General features: G+C 68.1%; 18 protein-coding genes. 6 read left to right on the top strand and 12 right to left on the bottom strand.

What is annotated here, in order from left to right; all coding sequences use genetic code 11:
- Window positions 1-208: 208 nt before the first annotated feature.
- From GWI24_RS46160 to GWI24_RS11910, 4 genes are all read right to left on the bottom strand, one after another.
- Window positions 209-337, bottom strand: a complete 129-nt coding sequence (locus tag GWI24_RS46160; RefSeq protein WP_256654393.1) for a hypothetical protein — start codon at window positions 335-337, stop codon at window positions 209-211.
- A gap of 295 nt (window positions 338-632) precedes the next feature.
- Window positions 633-1,931 carry a DUF2993 domain-containing protein gene (locus GWI24_RS11920; protein WP_210945885.1) on the bottom strand — a complete coding sequence of 433 codons (1,299 nt, stop codon included), beginning with the start codon at window positions 1,929-1,931 and terminating at the stop codon, window positions 633-635.
- Window positions 1,932-2,032: 101 nt separating this feature from the next.
- Window positions 2,033-2,293, bottom strand: a complete 261-nt coding sequence (locus GWI24_RS11915) for an RNA-binding protein (RefSeq protein WP_210945884.1) — start codon at window positions 2,291-2,293, stop codon at window positions 2,033-2,035.
- Between the two features lie 111 nt (window positions 2,294-2,404).
- A complete protein-coding gene (locus tag GWI24_RS11910; RefSeq protein ID WP_210945883.1) occupies window positions 2,405-3,538 on the bottom strand; it encodes an NADH:flavin oxidoreductase in 1,134 nt (377 codons plus the stop codon).
- Window positions 3,539-3,905: 367 nt separating this feature from the next.
- On the opposite strand from GWI24_RS11910, the gene GWI24_RS11905 reads away from it, so the two are divergent.
- Window positions 3,906-5,018, top strand: a complete 1,113-nt coding sequence (locus tag GWI24_RS11905; RefSeq protein ID WP_210945882.1) for a methyltransferase domain-containing protein — start codon at window positions 3,906-3,908, stop codon at window positions 5,016-5,018.
- Window positions 5,019-5,268: 250 nt separating this feature from the next.
- On the opposite strand, the gene GWI24_RS11900 is transcribed toward GWI24_RS11905, so the two are convergent.
- On the bottom strand, window positions 5,269-5,604 hold the full coding sequence (locus tag GWI24_RS11900) for an EthD domain-containing protein (RefSeq protein ID WP_210945881.1): 336 nt from the start codon (window positions 5,602-5,604) through the stop codon (window positions 5,269-5,271).
- A gap of 145 nt (window positions 5,605-5,749) precedes the next feature.
- On the opposite strand from GWI24_RS11900, the gene GWI24_RS11895 reads away from it, so the two are divergent.
- Window positions 5,750-6,118 carry a MerR family transcriptional regulator gene (locus GWI24_RS11895; RefSeq protein ID WP_210945880.1) on the top strand — a complete coding sequence of 123 codons (369 nt, stop codon included), beginning with the start codon at window positions 5,750-5,752 and terminating at the stop codon, window positions 6,116-6,118.
- A 293-nt stretch (window positions 6,119-6,411) separates the two neighbouring features.
- Here GWI24_RS11895 and GWI24_RS11890 read toward each other — a convergent pair whose 3' ends face one another.
- On the bottom strand, window positions 6,412-6,606 hold the full coding sequence (locus GWI24_RS11890) for a DUF397 domain-containing protein (protein ID WP_210945879.1): 195 nt from the start codon (window positions 6,604-6,606) through the stop codon (window positions 6,412-6,414).
- Between the two features lie 12 nt (window positions 6,607-6,618).
- Window positions 6,619-7,503 carry a helix-turn-helix transcriptional regulator gene (locus tag GWI24_RS11885; protein WP_210945878.1) on the bottom strand — a complete coding sequence of 295 codons (885 nt, stop codon included), beginning with the start codon at window positions 7,501-7,503 and terminating at the stop codon, window positions 6,619-6,621.
- 159 nt (window positions 7,504-7,662) lie between these two features.
- Between GWI24_RS11885 and GWI24_RS11880 the strand changes: the two genes are divergently transcribed.
- Both GWI24_RS11880 and GWI24_RS11875 read left to right on the top strand, forming a co-directional pair.
- Window positions 7,663-8,097 carry an ATP-binding protein gene (locus tag GWI24_RS11880; protein WP_210945877.1) on the top strand — a complete coding sequence of 145 codons (435 nt, stop codon included), beginning with the start codon at window positions 7,663-7,665 and terminating at the stop codon, window positions 8,095-8,097.
- A complete protein-coding gene (locus tag GWI24_RS11875) occupies window positions 8,094-8,318 on the top strand; it encodes a hypothetical protein (protein ID WP_210945876.1) in 225 nt (74 codons plus the stop codon). The genes GWI24_RS11880 and GWI24_RS11875 overlap by 4 nt, the downstream gene beginning before the upstream one ends.
- Here GWI24_RS11875 and GWI24_RS11870 read toward each other — a convergent pair.
- The 3 genes from GWI24_RS11870 to GWI24_RS11860 form a co-directional block, all read right to left on the bottom strand.
- A complete protein-coding gene (locus GWI24_RS11870; RefSeq protein ID WP_210945875.1) occupies window positions 8,301-9,509 on the bottom strand; it encodes an MFS transporter in 1,209 nt (402 codons plus the stop codon). The two genes, GWI24_RS11875 and GWI24_RS11870, sit on opposite strands and share 18 nt — an antisense overlap.
- 116 nt (window positions 9,510-9,625) lie before the next feature.
- On the bottom strand, window positions 9,626-10,222 hold the full coding sequence (locus tag GWI24_RS11865) for a TetR/AcrR family transcriptional regulator (protein ID WP_210945874.1): 597 nt from the start codon (window positions 10,220-10,222) through the stop codon (window positions 9,626-9,628).
- A gap of 311 nt (window positions 10,223-10,533) precedes the next feature.
- Entirely contained in the window at window positions 10,534-11,229 is a 696-nt protein-coding gene (locus tag GWI24_RS11860) for a TetR/AcrR family transcriptional regulator (protein WP_210945873.1), read from the bottom strand.
- Window positions 11,230-11,334: 105 nt separating this feature from the next.
- On the opposite strand from GWI24_RS11860, the gene GWI24_RS11855 reads away from it, so the two are divergent.
- Complete coding sequence (locus tag GWI24_RS11855; RefSeq protein WP_210945872.1) at window positions 11,335-12,711, top strand: serine hydrolase; 1,377 nt, start codon at window positions 11,335-11,337, stop codon at window positions 12,709-12,711.
- Here GWI24_RS11855 and GWI24_RS11850 read toward each other — a convergent pair.
- Window positions 12,627-15,737 carry an NACHT domain-containing NTPase gene (locus tag GWI24_RS11850; protein WP_210945871.1) on the bottom strand — a complete coding sequence of 1,037 codons (3,111 nt, stop codon included), beginning with the start codon at window positions 15,735-15,737 and terminating at the stop codon, window positions 12,627-12,629. The genes GWI24_RS11855 and GWI24_RS11850 overlap by 85 nt on opposite strands.
- Window positions 15,738-16,058: 321 nt before the next feature.
- Here GWI24_RS11850 and GWI24_RS11845 point away from each other — a divergent pair, with 321 nt between their 5' ends.
- Complete coding sequence (locus GWI24_RS11845; protein ID WP_210945870.1) at window positions 16,059-16,670, top strand: M23 family metallopeptidase; 612 nt, start codon at window positions 16,059-16,061, stop codon at window positions 16,668-16,670.
- A gap of 49 nt (window positions 16,671-16,719) precedes the next feature.
- On the opposite strand, the gene GWI24_RS11840 is transcribed toward GWI24_RS11845, so the two are convergent.
- Window positions 16,720-17,298 (bottom strand): TetR/AcrR family transcriptional regulator, encoded by a 579-nt coding sequence (locus GWI24_RS11840; RefSeq protein ID WP_210945869.1) that lies wholly within the window; start codon window positions 17,296-17,298, stop codon window positions 16,720-16,722.
- Window positions 17,299-17,394: the final 96 nt, after the last annotated feature.

The raw sequence follows: 17,394 nt of genomic DNA, 5'->3' as shown, positions 1-17,394 counted from the left end.
CTTCGGCTGATGACGGCCGTAAGGACGTGGCCGCCCGGGGCGCCGATGCCGTCCCAGACCGGTGGCCGGGTCGGTCCCGAGCGCGCGCAGCTGCATGGTGGGCGGGTCTTCGTATGGGATCACGGTCGGTCTCTCCCGCTCGGCTCCGGACATGGCCGAGGCGGGCCCGCGGCGCGCTGCCGCGGACCCGCCTCTCGAGGTGTGTGGGTCAGCCGCCGATGGGGCGGCGGTGGGGCTTCTTCGGCGCCTTCTTCGGGGCCGGCTTCGGGGCGTGGTGCTTCTTCTTCGGCTCGGCCTTGCGGGCGGGCTTGACCGGGACGATCTTGTGGAAGCTCATGATGGTGCCTTTCGGAATTCGGTTTCTTTTCCTTTGCCGGAGCCGTTCGGCTTCGACACGGAAGACATTAGGAGCGCTATCCGTGAGGGAGATCGGACTGAGCTGTGCGTTTGCCCAGAACGGTCTCAAGGAATTTTTACGCGGGAGGTGGAACCGCGCGGTGGCCTGCCGCGTCTCGCGCGAAGCGCCTGCGCAGGGGGCTGCGCAGGGGGTTGCGTGGGCATGCGAAAGGGGCTGGTGGCGCACGCCACCAGCCCCTTTCGTAAAGCCGAATTCGTCAGCGGTCCCGACAGATCTAGCGGGTTTTTCCGAAATTCAGCCCCGCACCGGCCAGATCTGCCCGAATCCCCTCCGGGGAGACACCGATGTTCGCCAACCGGATGCCCTTGGCCTTTTCGGGCAGCTGGAAGGAGAGCTCCAGCTTGTTCGTCAGCTCCGGCACCTTCATCCGCGCCAGCGCGGCGGCGACCGTCGGGTCGATGCCGAGCTTCCTGGCCAGCTGGGGATGGTCATTGGCCGCCTGGACGAGGTTGACCGCGAGCAGCGCGGGGACGAATCGCGGCGAGCCCGTGATCTCGTCCAGCTTTCGCTCGTCGTTCAGCGCCTGCCCCGCCTCCGTCGGTGACACCCCGAGCTTCTCCGCCACCGACGGGATCGACAGCAGCGCCTGCGCCTTCTCGGAGTCCTCGCTGATCTGCTTGGCCGCCTTCTTGTGCAGATACAGCCCGGGGCGCGGCTCGGGGCCGGGCCGGTAGGTGGCGATCCCGGGGATGTCCAGCCGCATATCGGTGACGCTGGTGGAGATCCCACGGTCTCCCTGGCGCCGGATATGTGCCTGGGCGTGCAGCGACACCTGCCGGCCCGCGACCGGCAGCTTCCCGTCCGCGCGCACCGAGCTGGGCCCCAGAGCCTGGAACCGCACCTGGGAGGCGCCCAGTTCACGGCTGAGGTCCTCGAAGGACAGCAGTACATCGCCCTTCATCCGGCCCACCGTCGCGCCCCTGAAGGAGCTGGGCAGATCCCCCACGATCCGGATGTCCTGGGCCTGGGCGCGCACTTCGGCGAGCGAGACCCGGTCGGCCGCCACATCCGGCACGGCGATGTCGACCTGCTGGAGGTCCTTCCCCAGCACCTGGGTGAGGAACGGGAAGCCGTGGATGGTCACGTTCGGCGCCGTGGCCAGATTCAGCTTCTTCTGGAGCTCCTGCTCGGCCTTGCGCTCGGCGTACATCACCGCGCAGCGGTCGGCCAGCACCAGCAGCAGCGCCAGCACGACCAGCCCGATCACCGCCTTCGCGGTGCGCGGCACCGCCCGGAAGCGGCCGCGCCGACGCCGGGACGAGCGGCGGTGGTTGGGCGGTGACCACCGCTCGCCGTCGTCCCCTGAGCCCGAGGCGGCCGGCTTGTCTCTGCGCCCACCGAGGTCGGCGTCGTCGTCATCGTCCGACGTCAGGCCGAGGCCCAGGGGATCGTCCGGATCGTACGGGTCGGCCAGCTCGGCGAGTTCCTCGTACGGGTTCCGGTAATGAACGCCGGGTGAACCAGTGTGAGGGTGTGAAGACTCCGGTGAAGGTATGCGTGTGGGGGATCGCATCAGTCAATACCACCACGGCACACTGCTCCACCCGCAAGTCCTAGCGGCGATACGTGGCGAACGGCACGTTCCGTTTTTGCCTTCCGTACACGTGCCGTTTCTCAGCGCGTGCCGCGTGAGACCGCCCTCGCCTCGGTGACCGTCACCGCCCTGCCGTTCATCTCACAGCCGTCGAGCTGGGCCATCGCCTTCTCCGCGGCCGCCTCGTCCATCTCCACGAACCCGAACCCCCGCGAGCGGCCGCTCTCCCGGTCGGTGATCACGGTCGCGTCCAGCACCTCGCCGAACTGCCCGAACAGGGTCGCCAGGTCCTGTGTCGTCGTCTGATAGCTCAAGTTGCCCACATGCAGTCGTTTGGACATGACCGGCTCTCCTTGTTCTCCGTGGTTCCCAGGGGAGCGAACCGGGTCAATCCTCTCAGCGAGGTGTGAAACCGGCCATTCACATGGGCTGAACCGGTCATCTCCTCCGGCTCAGTGCAGCGTGCCCAGCTGCTCCTTGGAGTACGGCACCAGCGCCTCCGTGCGCCCGGTCAGCACCTTCTCGGCCCACTCGGGGTCGGCGAGCAGGGCCCGCCCGATGGCCACGAGATCGAATTCGTCCCGTTCCAGCCGGTCCAGCAGATTCTCGATGTCCGCCACCTGGGCCCGCTCGCTGCCGGTCCCGGGCACGAACGTCGGCAGGAAGTCCTGGTTCAGGCCGACCGAACCGACCGTGATGGTCGGCTTCCCGGTGAGCTTCTTCGTCCAGCCCGCGAGGTTCAGGTCCGAGCCCTCGAACTCCGGCGTCCAGTAGCGCCGGGTGGAGGAGTGGAAGACATCCACCCCCGCCTCCACCAGCGGGGTGAGCAGCGCCTCCAGCTCCTGCGGGGTCCCGGCCATCCGCACGTCGTAGTGGTCCTGCTTCCACTGGGACGTACGGAAGATGATCGGGAACTCGGCGGAGACGGCCTTGCGGCAGGCCGCCACCAGCTCGGCTGCGAAGCGGACCCGGGACGCCGGGTCGCCGCCGTACGCGTCGGTGCGTCGGTTGGTGGCGCCCCACAGGAACTGGTCGATCAAGTACCCATGCGCCCCGTGGAGTTCGACGCCATCGAACCCGATCCGCTCGGCCGCGGCGGCCGCGTCGGCGAAGGCGGCGATCACCGCGTCCACGTCGCCCTGCGTCATCGCCTGCCCGACCGGCCGGCCGTCCAGCCCGACACCGGACGGGCTCAGCACGGGCGCCTCGGGGTGGGGCGGGGCGCCCTCCTCCCGCGAAACCCCCACATGCCAGATCTGCGGCGCGATCCGCCCGCCCGCGAGATGCACCTGCTTCACGACCTCGGCCCACCCGGCCAGGGCGTCCTCCCCGTAGAACCGTGGCACGCTGTCGCTCAGCCCCGCCGAGGGGTGATCGACATAGGTCCCCTCGGTAATGATCAGCCCTACCCCAGCGGCGGCGCGACGCGCGTAGTACGCCACCACATCGGCATTGGGCACCCCGCCCGGCGAGAACATGCGGGTCATCGGCGCCATGGCGATCCGATTGCGCACGGTGAGCCCACCCACGGTGAACGGACGGGACAGAACCTGGGCCGCACGCTCGGCACTACTGCTTATGGACACGTGGATACTCCTTGACCGGACGTCATCACCGCGCGGAATCGAGCGGCCCGGCCAAGCTAAAACCTGACGTTGGCGTCAGGGGCAAGTACCGGAGGCCGCCTCCGGCCAGCCCCTGCCGGGGAGCAGGCGCATGGCGGCACGATCTGCCCCCTGTTGGGACATACGCGCTCTACTGCCCCTCGACAGGCGAAGCCCACACTGGTCGCTTGACCAACGATGCGAGGGGGCCCGACATGGGAACGCATGGCAAGCCGCCCACACCGAACCCGCAGCCGAAGCAGCCGAAGCAGCCGAAGCAGCCGAGCCCGCGGGACTCGGACGGACAGCATCCGGATGTCTCCAGGCCGGGCGGCGGGACCCACCGCAAGTGACCGATCTGGAAGGGCTCCACGCGCGGGTGGCCGAGGCGCTCGACATCACCGAGCCGTGGGTACGGCGCGCGTTCGAGGCCGTCCCGCGGCACGAGTTCGTCCCCAGCACCGTATGGGTGGTGGACGGCGGCGTATACCGGTCGCTCCGCCGAGAGGAGGACCCGGAACGGTGGGCCCGCATGGTGTACGACCCCGCACGGGCCCTTGCCACCCAGGTGGACGATGGGGTCCCAGCCCCTTCCGGCGGCGATGTTCCCACCAGCTCCATCTCGGCGCCGGCCGCCGTGGTGACCATGCTCGCCGAACTGGACCTGCGGCCGGGGCATCGGGTGCTGGAGATCGGGGCGGGCACCGGGTACAACGCGGCGCTGTTGGCCGAGCGGGCAGGCGCCGGGCGGGTGACCACGCTGGACATCGACCCGGATGTGGCCCATGGCGCACGGGCCGCGCTGCACCGGGCCGGATACGGCGGGGTGACGGTGTTGGAGGCGGACGGTGAGCGGGGCTGGCGGAGCGGCGCGCCGTACGACCGGCTGGTGGCGACGGCCTCGGTGACGTCGATCCCATGGCCGTGGGTTGAGCAGGTGCGGCCCGGCGGGCTGATCCTGGCCCCCTTCCGGACCGCGTTCTGCTCGCACGGACTCGTGCGGCTGACCGTCTCGGACGGCTGCGCCGAGGGCCGGTTCGTGGGCGCGGTGACGTTCATGGTGGTGCGGGGTCAGCGCGCACGTCCCCGTATTGATGCGGTCTTCTCCACGGAAGCGTGGGAGGAAAGCCGCGAGAGCAAGGCCGATCTGGACATCGCGGCGCTCGCCGACCCGCACGCCGAGTTCGCGGCGGGCCTGCGGCTTGCGGACGTGGCGCACTGGCCGCAGGACGGCGGGCACTGGTGGTGCAGCCGGGACTCGTGGGCGTACGCGGCGGATGGCGCGGTGCACCAGTGGGGTCCGCGCGACCTGGCCGACGAGACCGCCGAGGCCCTCGCCTGGTGGGAGGAGGCCGGGCGGCCGGAGCTGTTCGACTTCGGCCTGACGGTCACGACCGAGGGCCACCGGGTGTGGCTCGGTGAACCGTCGGAGGCGTGGCCGCTGGTCAGCGGGTGCGATTGAGGCGACCGGCCTTCACGGCGCGTATGAAACCGCCGACCGCAACGTGTCCTGGGCTCCAGGAGTTCACAACCTAGAGGTCGATGTTTGGTGCGCACCGGGTCAAATCGGTGCGCACCACCGCGTATCGGAGTGCACCTCACCCAGCCGATCAGGGTGTGGAGGTCGGCCATCGCTCACCGCTCCTGGCTGAGTGAATGGTTCGGGCCTAGGTGCCAACTCACGACGTTCCTCGTCCGAAGCGGAGATCAAGTCAGAGGACAACCTTTTCCTCAGTGACCATTACCGCCACCGAATTCATGTCGATGAACTTGCTCTCGTCCGGATTCACCAACTCCTTGTAATTATTGGACGCGAAGAAGGCGTCGTGATCCGTCCAATCACTGAACCAGATTTCAGTGAGGCCGTCATAGGCGGGACTCGGATACCCTTCCGCGGGCACCGGATGAGAGACGGTGTACTTCTTCACGTACTGCCGCGCTTCCGGAATGGAGGTGAATAGCGGGGCATGGTGGTTTCGGTGATGCTCTACGAATTCCTCGAAGGTCATCCCATCGATACGGTTGATCATGAAGGCGAGCTTGATCACGGAATTCTCCTTCTCGGTGCTCATGAATGCGAGAGGTCTGTGGCCAGATGCCCTGGCTGCGGGCCTGGCCAGCAGGAGTAACCTAAACGCTCACATCGATGTCATGGGCAAGTCGGTGTGACCCAACTTACAACGAGAGGCTGAGATGCGGATCGGTGAACTATCCACACGGACAGGAGTGAGTCGGCGGTCGCTGCGCTATTACGAGCAGCAGGGCTTGCTGGTCAGCGCAAGGTCTCCCAGCGGTCAGCGGTACTACAACGATGAGCACGTCCATCGGGTGGCGCTGATTCAGGTGTTCTTTGCCGCCGGAATGTCCAGTAGAACCATCGCCCAGATGGTTCCCTGCATGACAGAGCCCAACAAGGGAAGGGCTGAGCAAGCCTTGACCGTAATGGATCAGGAGCGAAATCGCCTTTCGTTCGCCATAGACCAGCTGGTTGCCGCCAGAACAGAACTCGATCGCCTGATTGAAGTTAACCGAAACTATCTGATGTATGCGGCGAATGACTGAACTGAAAGGCATAATTGGTTTGGGGTGGCGACGAGCCGAGCTCACCCCGCATGCGGGGCGAGCTCGCTAAGTTCCGGGGCTCTGCCTCCGGCCAGCCCTGCCGTGGGGCGCCCCCAAATCGCTTGATGTATTAGTTGCGCCAGATCAAACGTTTTCGAGAGGGGTACCCAGGAGGGCCGCACCTCCACCGGCCCACCGGCCGGCGACGCGCCCTGCGCCCCGGCCCCCGTCGCCGCTGCTCAACCGCGCGAAGCGCGCGAGACGATGCCCGCGCCTGGCATCCGGGCCTGCGCTCAGAGGGTGTGGTCGAGGCGGCCGGTCTTTATGGCACGTATGAGGACGCCGAGCGCGGCGGGGGTCGTATGGATCACCGCTTCCGGCTCATCGCTCTCGCGCATGTGGATGCCGTCAGGGGTGGCGGCGAGCTCCACGCAGTTCGGCCCCGCGCCGTCGCTGAACGAGGACTTCTGCCAGGTGAGATCGGACATGACGTCCTTCGCTTAGTAGGTGTACAGGATGTGCTGGATCAGGCCCCATGAGTCGCGCTTCTCGTGACGGTCCGGGGATCCGTCCGTCACCACCGCTGGCAGCGCACTCTTGCTCAGACCTTCGAACGTTTTGCCGTAGTGGGCAATCGATTTGTCGTCGTCCAGGCGCAAAGATTCCACGGGGTGCTCAAGAACGACCGTCTCCAATCCGGGCACGCCCGGCCCGAGGATCAGGAATGGTGTCCCGAACCAGGCTCGCGCTCCACTCTCGAACGGCAGGATCTGGATGTCCGTGCCCGGACGCCCCGCTGCTCGGATGAGATGAGTGAGCTGCCCTCGCATGACGTGAGGACCGCCTACTGAGATGCGCAGAGCGGCCTCGTGGATCACCGCGTGGAAGGTGACCGATGCGGACGCGAGGATTTCCTGCCGCGCCAGCCGGAAGCGCACCGCTGTTTCGATGTCGTCCTCGGACGCGTCGGGTAGTGAGCTGCGGAAGAGGGCGCGCATGTACGACTCGGTCTGCAGTAGCCCGGGGACCAGCAGCGTCTCGTGGCTCTGCAGGTGGGTCGCCCGCGACTCCAGCTCAGCTAGATCGAGCGTGAACTGCGGGAAGGACTTCCGATACGCCGACCACCAACCCTTGCCGCTGCTCTCGGCCATGCTGACAAGCTCGTCAACGTACGGTTCATTCTTGCCCCCGTAGGCGTCGACGAGATCGCGCAGGCGATCCGCTGGGATCGCAGTCCGCCCAGCCTCGATGTGGCTCAGGTGCGGCGCGCCCATGCCGATCCGCTTGCCGCCGTCGGCGATCGACAGCCCTGCCTGAAGCCGTAACTTCTTCAGCTCTGCGCCAAGTCGGCGTTGCCGTTCGGTGATGAGCGTTCGCAGCGCCACGACCGGTCCTCCAGGGGAATCGGTGTCAGTGTGCCCCGCACGGGTGGGGCAGTCCAATCATCTTCGCGGATCGGTTGCAACATTGCTGAGATCTGCCATACCTTGGGTGTTGCCTTGCTCACACAGGGTATTGAGCTACGAGCGCCACGGAGGCGTCGCATGGGAGCACACGCACACCCGGAACATCCGCACCGCTACACCCTCTCCGCCCCCGCTCTCCCCTCCTCACCCCGCTTGTGCCGCGACTTCGTGCGCGGGGTGTTCACCGCATCCGGACTGGATCGACTCGCCGAGGCGGCAGCCCTCTGCACGTCGGAGTTAGTGACCAACGTCCACCGGCACGGCAAGGGCGACGTACGGATGGCCGCCACCGTTCAGCACGACCGCGTCCGGGTGACCATCCACGACGACAGCCCCGAACTCCCCTCGCCCCGCCGCGCCGCCAGCGATGAGACCAACGGGCGCGGCCTCTTCCTGGTCACGGCCCTCTCCGACGTCTGCGGCATGACCATCGACGAACCGGCCGAAGGTACCGGCAAAGCGGTCTGGTTCGAGTTCAACGTCCCGCCCGCGCACACGAAAAGCCCCGCATGAACCCCACCCCCGCCGAGCGGGTCGCCGCGATCCTCCGCGACGAGTTCGCCGCCCACGGCGTACGGCTCCCCGACGTACGGGCCGACCTCAGCGACCCCCGCCAACCCCAACTCGAACTCGGCACCGTCCCCCTCGGCACCGGCTTCGCGCTGCTGCGCGTGCTCACGGACTACCAGCGCCTGCTGAAAGCCGAGCGGGCCCGGTCAGAACGGAGAGGCTAGAGCGCCGCTTTCTGTCTGCTCGGCAGGGCAGGGGGAAGCGAGGCCCGTTGTGGGGGTGGAACGGCGGGCGAGGTCGGGTAGGACGGTGGCCAGGCCGACCAGGGCCGTGATCGCGCCGAGCCAGAGGGAGGCGCGCAGGCCCCAGGTGTCGATCACGACGGCGCCGATGGAGGAGCCGAGGATGATGCCGAGGGTGATGAAGGAGGAGTGGACGGTGTTGACCAGTGGGCCGGCGTTGCCGGTGCGCTGGACGCGGGTCGCCATGGCCGGGTTCATGGTGACGCCGACCAGGCCGACGCCCATCATGCAGACGACGGCCGGTGCGGGCAGGTCGGCGAACAGGGCGAAGCCGGTCAGGAACACGGTGTTGAGGATCAGGCCGACGGCGAGGACCGGGATGGTGTGGCGGTCGGCGAAGCGGCCGACGATGTTGTTGCCGACGACGGTGGCGGCGCCGTAGGCGATCAGCAGGACGGGAACGGTGTCGGTGGAGAAGCCGGTGAGGTCGGTGAGGATGGGGTTGAAGTAGCTGAAGGCGGAGAAAGTGGCGCCGATGATCAGCGTGCTGGTGGACAGCGCCAGCCACAGCTTGGGCTTCTTGAAGACGCCGACCTCCTGTCGGAAGCCGCCGCCGCCCTCGGCGCGCTCGATGCGGGGTACGCCGAACAGGGTCGTCACGGCGGCGATCACGGTGATGGCGGTGATGGTCCAGAATGCCGCGCGCCAGCCGAACCGCTCGCCGACCAGGGTGGAGATGGGCAGTCCGAGCAGGGTGCCGAGCATGAGGCCGTTCATCGCGACCGCTATCGCGCGGCCGCGGACCTCGGGGCGGGTGATCTGGGCGCACATCGAGATGCCCACGCCGAAGAAGGCCTGGGAGGCGATCCCGGTGATGATCCGCGCGGCCATCATCGTGGAGTAGCCGGTCGCGGTGGCCGCCAGGACGTTGCCCGCCAGGAAGATGACGAACAGCACCATCAGGGCGGTACGCGGCGGGAGTTTCATGAGCGCCATGGTGAGGAACGGCCCGCCGACCGCCATGGCCACCGCGAACGCGGTGATGAGGTATCCGATCTGCGGGATGGTGGCGTTCAGCCCGTCGGCCATCTGAGGCATCAGTCCGGCGACCACGAACTCGCTGGTCACCATGGCAAAGATGCCGAGTGCCAGGACGTATACGGCACGGGGCACGGTTCGGTCTCCTTAAGGATTGCGGCCGGGGTTATGTATTGATTAGTTCAAAACGGGGGCGCGGGTCGGCTCCGCCCAGGGCGGAGCGTGGGTCAGCGGGGCAGCGGGCCAGTGCGTCAGTGAGTCAGTGCGTCGAGGCTGACTTCGGCGATCGACTCCAGCGCGGTCCGGTCGGCGCCGCCCTGGCTCGAGATGCGCATACCGCCGATCGCCGCGTTGATGAAGCGGGCCAGCGCCCCGGCGTCCCGCCGGGAGGTGATACTGCCGTCCCGGCGGCCCTCCTCGATCACCGCGCGCAACACCGTGAGTCTGCGGGCCGTGTCGCGCTCCAGCATTCCCGCCGCCTGGCTGTCGCGTGCGGCCAGTTCCACCGTGGTGTTCACGGTCAGGCAGCCCAGGCTGCGGCCGCCGGCCCGGTGCTCGGTCTCGCCGTCGATGACCATGGCGAACAGGGCGCGGATGCGATCAGCGGCACTGTGCCGAGTGTCCTCCAGGACGGCCAGCTGGGCGGTGGTCATGGTGTCGATGTAGTGGGCGAGCGCACGCTGGAACAGGTCGTGCTTGCTCTTGAATGTGTTGTAGATGCTGCTCCGCCCCAGGCCTGTGGCTTCGCACAGGTCCTGGGTGGAAGTGGACTCGTAGCCCTTCTCCCAGAACGTGTGCATCGCCGCGTCCAGGGCCCGTTCCTCATCGAACATCCTCGGTCGGGCCATAGCGTCAGCCTAGCCGTTTTGGATGGGCCGTTTCAATACATGCATGAAAGCCTCGCGATTGTGTGCGGCCGTACCCACGACGACCGCGACGGGGGCGCCCGTGAGCGCGACGACGAGGATGCCGGCGGCTGAGGCGACCGGCCCCGGCGCGACCGGCGGCTCCGCGCCGCTGGAGGTGTGGTGGCCGAGCCTGTGCGGGTGTGCAGACTGACCGATCTGGAAGGCAGAAGCTGCAGCAGATCGTGCGCCGGGGCCGTACCAGTTCGGTGCGGTTCCGGCGAGCGATGAGGACGGTGTGTTGCCCGTGGCGGTCACTCGCGACGACTGGCGCGGTCGGCGGTGAGGTGTGCCTCGAAGCCGTCCAGGATGGACTGAAGGCCGAACGTGAAGGTGTTGTCGGGCGCTGCGGCGTACTCCGTGGCGGCCGTGGTGCCGAGGCGCTCGCGCAGGCGCGGGAATTGCCCGGCGGTCTCCTGGGCATGTGTCATGGCGTCGGCCATCAGCTGCTCGGCATCCGCGCCGTCCTTGTTCAGCCGGCGGTTCAGCGACACCTGTGCGGCAGGGCCAAGCGCGCTGCCGAGCACGAAGGTGAGCACGGTGGCGGCCGCCCGGTCCGCGTCGGCGGCGGTAAAGCCCGCCTTTTCGTAGATGGAGAGGCTGAGGTCGCTGTGTCGGGCCTGGCCGGGTCCGTACAGGAAGTGGCTGCCGAATGCCTGGACGAGCCAGGGGTGCCGGGTGAGCATCGCGTGCATGCCTGAGGCATGGGCGGTGGCGGCCGTGCGCCAGTCGGTGGCGTCGGGATCGGGCAGCTCAACCTCATGCCAGATCGCGTCGCTGGCGAGTCGGACGAGGTCGTCCTTGGTCTTGATGTGCCAGTAGACGGCCGTGGCGGCCGAGCCGAGCCGTTTCGCCAGGCTCCGCATGTTGAGGCCGTCCAGCCCCTCGTCATCGAGCAGTTCGACGGCCGCACGGATGATCCGGTCTGCGGTCAGTGTGTCTCGCCCCATGGCCACCACCTTACTTGCACTTAGTTCATGCCCAGTCTTGCACTTAGTTCAATCAGTCGCCTACGCTCGCTCTCGTACTTAGTTCAAGTGCTTGGAAGGGGAGCCATGTCGCAGGAGAAGCTGTCGGAGTTCGTCGCGGCGCACGCCACGGAGCTGGGAGTTCCTGGTGTCGCCGTCGGGGTGCTCCTGGACGGCCAGGAGATCTACGCCTCGCACGGCGTGACGAGCCTCAGCAACCCGCTGCCGGTCGACGAGAAGACGCTGTTCCCTCTGGCGTCGGTGTCCAAGACCTTCACGGCGACCGCGCTGATGCGCCTGGTAGCCGAGGGGAAGGTGGATCTGGACGCGCCGGTGCGGGCTTACGTCCCCGAGCTGAAGCTCGCCGACGAGGAGGCCGCGGCGCAGATCACCGTCCTGAACCTGCTCAACCACACCGCGGGCCTGGACTGGAACTTGATCGACGACGGTGAGGGCGACCGCTCCCTGGCCGGGCTCGTGGCGAAGCTGCCCCAGCTGCCGCTGATCGCACCGCCCGGGGCCCGGGCCTCATACAGCCAGGCCGGGTACAACCTGGCCGGGCGGATCATCGAGAAGATCACGGGCCTGCCCTTCGAGCAGGCCATGGCCTCACTCGTCCTGGAGCCGGTGGGCCTTGCGGACACCGTGTACGGCCTGTCCGAGGTGATGGTCCGCAAGTTCGCCGTTGGCTACAACCGCGGCGGCGACGGCGAACTGCGGGCCGCCCGGCTCTGGGGAGCGTTCAAGGAGGGGGCGCGCGGCGACAACCCCGGCGGCGGCCTCGCCTCCTCGGTGAGCGATCTGCTGCGCTGGGCACGCTTCCAACTCGGTGACGGCGAGGGCGTGGTGCCCGCATCGGCGCTGCACCGGATGCGGGAGCGGACGATCGAGCTGCGCGCCAGCACGCTCGGCGACGGCTTCGGCATCTGCTGGTTCCTGCACGACCTGGACGGCCTCCACGGGATCGGCCACGGCGGCTCGGGCAACGGCCAGTTCGCCGAACTGCTCATCGTGCCCGAGCGCGACTTCGCGGTGGTCTCCCTGGCCAACGCCGGTCCGGACGGCTACCCCTTCAACCAGTCCGTCGTACGGTGGGCACTCGAGCACTGCCTCGGCATCGTCGAGAAGCCGGCGGAGCCTCTCCCGTACGACCAGAGACAGGCCCAACAGGTCGTCGGTCACTACGAGATCGACGCCATGAACCTCGACATCGCCACCGAGGGCACCCGCCTCACCTTGGCGGTCGGGATCAAGCCGGAGATCCGCGAGGCATCGGACGAGGAAATGCCCCCGGACTACCCGGCCGCGGCCATCGGTTTCCTTCCCGGCGACGGCGACGAGTACATCGTCACTGAAGGCGGCCTCAGAGGGCAGCGCGGTTACTTCTCCCGTGACGTCAACGGCGTGGTCACCGGGGTCGACCTCGCGGGCCGGCTCTTCAGCCGAGTCTCGGAAGCATCCTGATCCAACGCGTTGTCGGGCGCCGTCACCGTGACGCCGGGCAGCGATGCGGCACCGCTGATCTCCGCGTTGATCGTGACCGTCTCCAGGTCGGGGAGGGCGGCGAGCGGGGACAGGTCGATGGGGCGGTCGGCGCCATGGAGGAACGCGACGTTCAGATGACGAAGTCGGGAGAACACCAAGGCCAGCCAGGTGGCGTCCAGGCTCTCGGCCCTGACATACAGATCCAGCCAGGTGATGCCGGGTGGGAAGTGCCGGGGGTGGATACCTGACTGGCCGATGGTGATCTTCAGCCGTTCCAGGGCCGTCAGCTCCCCCAGGCCCTTGGGGAAGAAGGCGCCGCCCCCGGGGCCCGGCGGTTCGTAGACCAGGGTGTGGAGGGGGAGTTCGGACAGGGGGGAGAGGTCGCGGGCCGCAAAGCAGCCGGTCAGATAGAGCGTTTCGAGGTTCGCCAGGTGGCCGATCGCGGCGCCGAGGTCGTCGACCACGTCGTTACGGTTCAGCCGCAGCCGGGTCACCTCCTCCCCCTTGAGGTTGTCCCTGATCTCGTCCTCCGTGAAATCCCCGCGCAGGATCAGCCACGGACGCGGACCCGTGTCCAGGAGCAGCCGCAGATGCTCCATGGTCTCGGCCACGAAGTACAGGTCGTCCCGGTCCAGGCGGCGGATCACCTCATGGAAGTACCGCTCGGTGTCGTATCGCCCCCAGCTCGAGGCCAGTTGCGCACGCACCCCGACCGCCGGGTGTTGGGCGAACCTCGCCAGATACGGGATCGCCGCGTCCACCGGTATGCGTGAGGCCGTCACCACACAGCACTCCGCCACCTCGTCCGTCAGCCCCTCCGGCCCCGGAAGAAGCTCCAGCACCAGCGGGCCCACCGTGGCCAGCTCCCGTGCTCGGGGGATGGTCAAGGGCGGGACGAACTCCATCGCGTTCCGCGTGACCTCGTCCCGTATCGCCGGGTCCAGATCGGGTGCGTGCTCCAGGCAGGCCATGGCCAGCAGGAACAGACGAAGGGCCGACTCGGCGCTGTTCTCGTGCCGTGCCACCTCCAGCAGTTTGCGCAGCAGCTCCGCCCGCTCGCGCGGCCGCCCATGCGCGACGGCCATACGGATGACGTCCTCCCACTGCGCGTCATGCGCGTTGCGGATCAGCAGGCCGATGTCCCACGCCTCCACCGCCGCCTTCGCGCCCAGGTAGTCCTGGAAGGTGCGGTGGACGAAGTCCACCGTGCTCACCGAGGGCTCGCGCAACAGCCCGCTGCGCAGGAGCAGATGGCGCAGGATGGCGGGGGCGTCGCCCAGGGCGCGGGCGGCGGGGACCGAGGGGAGGGCCTCCTCGATGAGGTGTTCCGCGCGGTCGCGGTCCAGCTCGGCCTCGCCGTTGCGGATCAGGTAGTAGGCGAGCCGCTGGAGGAGCTGGATCTGCGGCTCCTCGTCCAACTGGATGTCACCCGGCGCGTAGACGTGGCGCTCGGTGTCGCGCCGCGTCAGCAGCATGGACAGCGCCGCGTCGTACAGCGCCTTGCGGCCCGGCGGCAGATAGCCGCGGCGGGCGCGGTGCAGGGCGCAGATCAGGCCGCACATCAGGGGGTTGGTGGCGAGCCGGGTCAGATCCTGTTTGGTGCGGACGGCGGTGTGCAGGGCCGATTGATACGCGTTCAGCTCCGCCCGTTCCTCCTCCGTACGGCAGGTCTGGCGCGCCGCCTCGTGCCAGCGGTCGATGAACGCCGCCATGTCCTCGCGGCTCATCGGGGACAGCGTGAACTCGGCGAAGTCCTGCGCCCCCAGCCAGTCCTCGGCGACGGCCGAGGGGCGGGAGGTGACCAGCCACAGGTTGTCCGGGTAGGCGATGAGGAGGTCGGCGAGCCAGGCCCGGGTGCGCTCGCGGTCGCGCTCGGGGATCTCGTCGATGCCGTCGATCAGCAGCAGCCCGCGGCCTGCGGTCAGGACGCGGTCGGCCCACCCCGGCGGCTGGGCGCCGTCCAGGGGGTTGTGGACGGAGCCCAGGAAGGAGGCCGGGGAGGGCAGCGACTCCTGGCGGGCGATCGTGCGCAGGGGGAGGACGAAGGGGACGCGGCCGATCAGCTGCTCCAGGCCGCGCGGCGATTCCTGCCGCGCGGTGCAGACGGCGAGCCACTGCACAAGCGTGGTCTTGCCGGAGCCCGCGATTCCGCGCAGCAGCACCCGCTGATGGCCGGAGAGCGCCCGGTCGGCGGGGAGGACGGCGGGAAGGGCGGCGTGCTGCGGGGCGGCGGGGGTCTCGTCTCCGAGCGGTCCGAACGCGCTCAGCGGACGCTCCTCATCGGACGAGACCGCCTCCAGGCTGAGATACGCCGCGTCCAGCGGCCATGTGGCCTCCGCGTGGCTGAGGTCGATCCCGACGATCGTCAGCGTGGAGTGCTTGCCGATCATGTACTCGGCGTACCGGCGCTCGAACTCCGCGTCCTGCGCGGATTGGGAGGGGATGCGCTCGATCAGGAGGTCGATCTTGGTGATCAGCTCGCTGAGCTGGCCGCTCTGCTCGACGAGGGAGCGGGCGACGAAGGTCGAGCGCTGGGTGAAGAAGTGCAGGATATGGAGACAGGCGGTGTCCAGCAGACGCTGGTAGAGCAGTGTGCCGCCCTGGCTGAGGAACAGCTTGTCGCCCTTGGCGAGGGTGGCGTCGATCAGCGCACGGGCCAGCGCGCGGTGGCCGAGCCGCACCGCCTGGACGTCGTTCATGTCGAGGTCGCCGAGCGCGTACAGGGTGGTCGCCAGATGCGTGGCGACGAGCTCGTCCTCGTCGGCGGGGCAAGGCCGCTCACCGGGGCCCGCGTGCCGGGTGGCCTGCGCGACGAGTTCGGCGGTGAGCTTGTTCAGGTCCTTCTCGGTCAGGGTGCGCTTCTCGCCCCGGAACGAGATGAGGGAGGAAATGCGGACCGGCTGATTGACCAGCCCGGCGCCCGGCCCCTCCTTGACGAACAGCTTCTTGATGAGCGGCGTGACGACGCTCGACGCCAGGCGAGCGCCAATGGTTGCGGGATCCACGTCCCTTCCCCCCGGTAGTTGTGTGTCCCCGGCCGCAGCGGGCCGCCGACAGCGTACAGCGGGGTAAGGCCCTTGGTCCCGAACCGGACATCCTAAAGTCCCTGCGAAGGTGACATCCCACACAGGCCGTCCCGGCTCTACTACGGAAAATAGGGGGTCTCGCAGGTCAGAGGTGTGATGGGAGTTTCTGGGAATTCCGTGCGGGATACGGCTCCCCATAAGCAATTCGCTACGTACTCACTTAGTAGAAGAACACCTTGGCCTATTAACGAGAACGGGATAACAAGGGGCGTTCCGAAGACGCTTCTGGAGGTACTTCCCATGGCCCCGCGCGCCACAAACCGCCGTTTCTCGCTTACGTCCGTGTCCAGGGGGCGCGCCGCCGTGGTCGCCATGGGGCTGGGGGCCTCGCTCGCGCTCGGCGCCGGCACGGCGTTCGCCGTCGGGGCGGGCACGGCCGCCTCCGCCCCGTCCGTCAGCCAGGCCGCCGCGAAGGCGCCCGCCCCGAAGGCCAACGCCTGGGAGACCCCGGTCGACAAGTACGTGATAGGCGCCGCCTTCGGCCTGGCGGGCAACCTCTGGTCGCACAACCACAGCGGTCAGGACTTCGTCGTGCCGACCGGCACCCCGGTGCACGCGGCGCACGGCGGTGTGGTCGTCAAGGCGGGTCCGAACGGCGGCGGTGACGGCCCCGCGTACGGCAACGCGATTGTGATCAAGCACGACAACGCGACGTACTCGCAGTACGCCCACCTGTCCCGGATCGACGTCCGGATCGGGCAGTCCGTGAGCACCGGCCAGCAGATCGGCCTGTCCGGCAGCACCGGCAACTCGACCGGCCCCCACCTGCACTTCGAGATCCGTACGACGCCGAACTACGGCTCCGCCGTCGAGCCGCTCAAGTTCCTCCGCGACCACGGCGTCAAGGTCTGAGCGTCAAGGTCTGGGCGTCAAGGTCTGACGCTCACGCCTGACCCATGCGTCATCCGTGGGCCGATGGCGTATGCGCCTGCTTCAGCAGATCGAGGGCGACTTCCAGGACAGCCTTCCGCTTGTCCTCGGGGTCGCCCTCGACCGTCTGCAGCGCGAACATCCGCGCATGCATGCTGAACAGCGCGGTGACGCTCCGGACCTGGTCGACCAGGGGCGCCTCGGGGTCCCGGACCAGGGCGGACATCGCGAGCATCCGGTTCTTGAAGATCTGGCCGATGCTCAGCTCGCGCACCGTCGCCTGGTTCTCCTGCATGAAGCGCATCAGCGGCTCGCCGATGTCCAGGGCCGCGCTGTAGCGGCGCAGCAGCTCCTGCTTGGTCTCCAGGGTGCGCGGCTGCTGCTCGCCCCAGGCGATCAGCTCGTCCAGCGGCCGGCCCAGGTCCTGGAACAGGCTGAGGACGATGTCCTCCTTGGTCTTGAAGTGGTAGTAGAGAGCCGCCTTGGTGACCTCGAGCTGCTCGGCGATCTCGCGCAGCGACGTCTTCTCGTAACCGTGCTCGGCGAAGAGTTCCAGGGCGACGTCCTGGATGCGCTGACGGGTGTCGCCCCGCCGCGGTGTGCTGCCCATGGTGCTCTCCTGTACTGGTGGTTGGCTGCCTGGCCAGGCCGAATGTAACTTACTTGACGCCCGGCTAGTTGGCGCCTTACCTTCTCTACTGTACTG

Origin of the sequence: Streptomyces sp. MK37H (assembly GCF_018035285.1) — a bacterium.
Taxonomy (GTDB): Bacteria; Actinomycetota; Actinomycetes; order Streptomycetales; family Streptomycetaceae; genus Streptomyces; species Streptomyces endocoffeicus.
The sequence above is the reverse complement of the archived record's forward strand: the minus strand, read 5'-3'. Positions and strand labels throughout refer to the sequence as shown.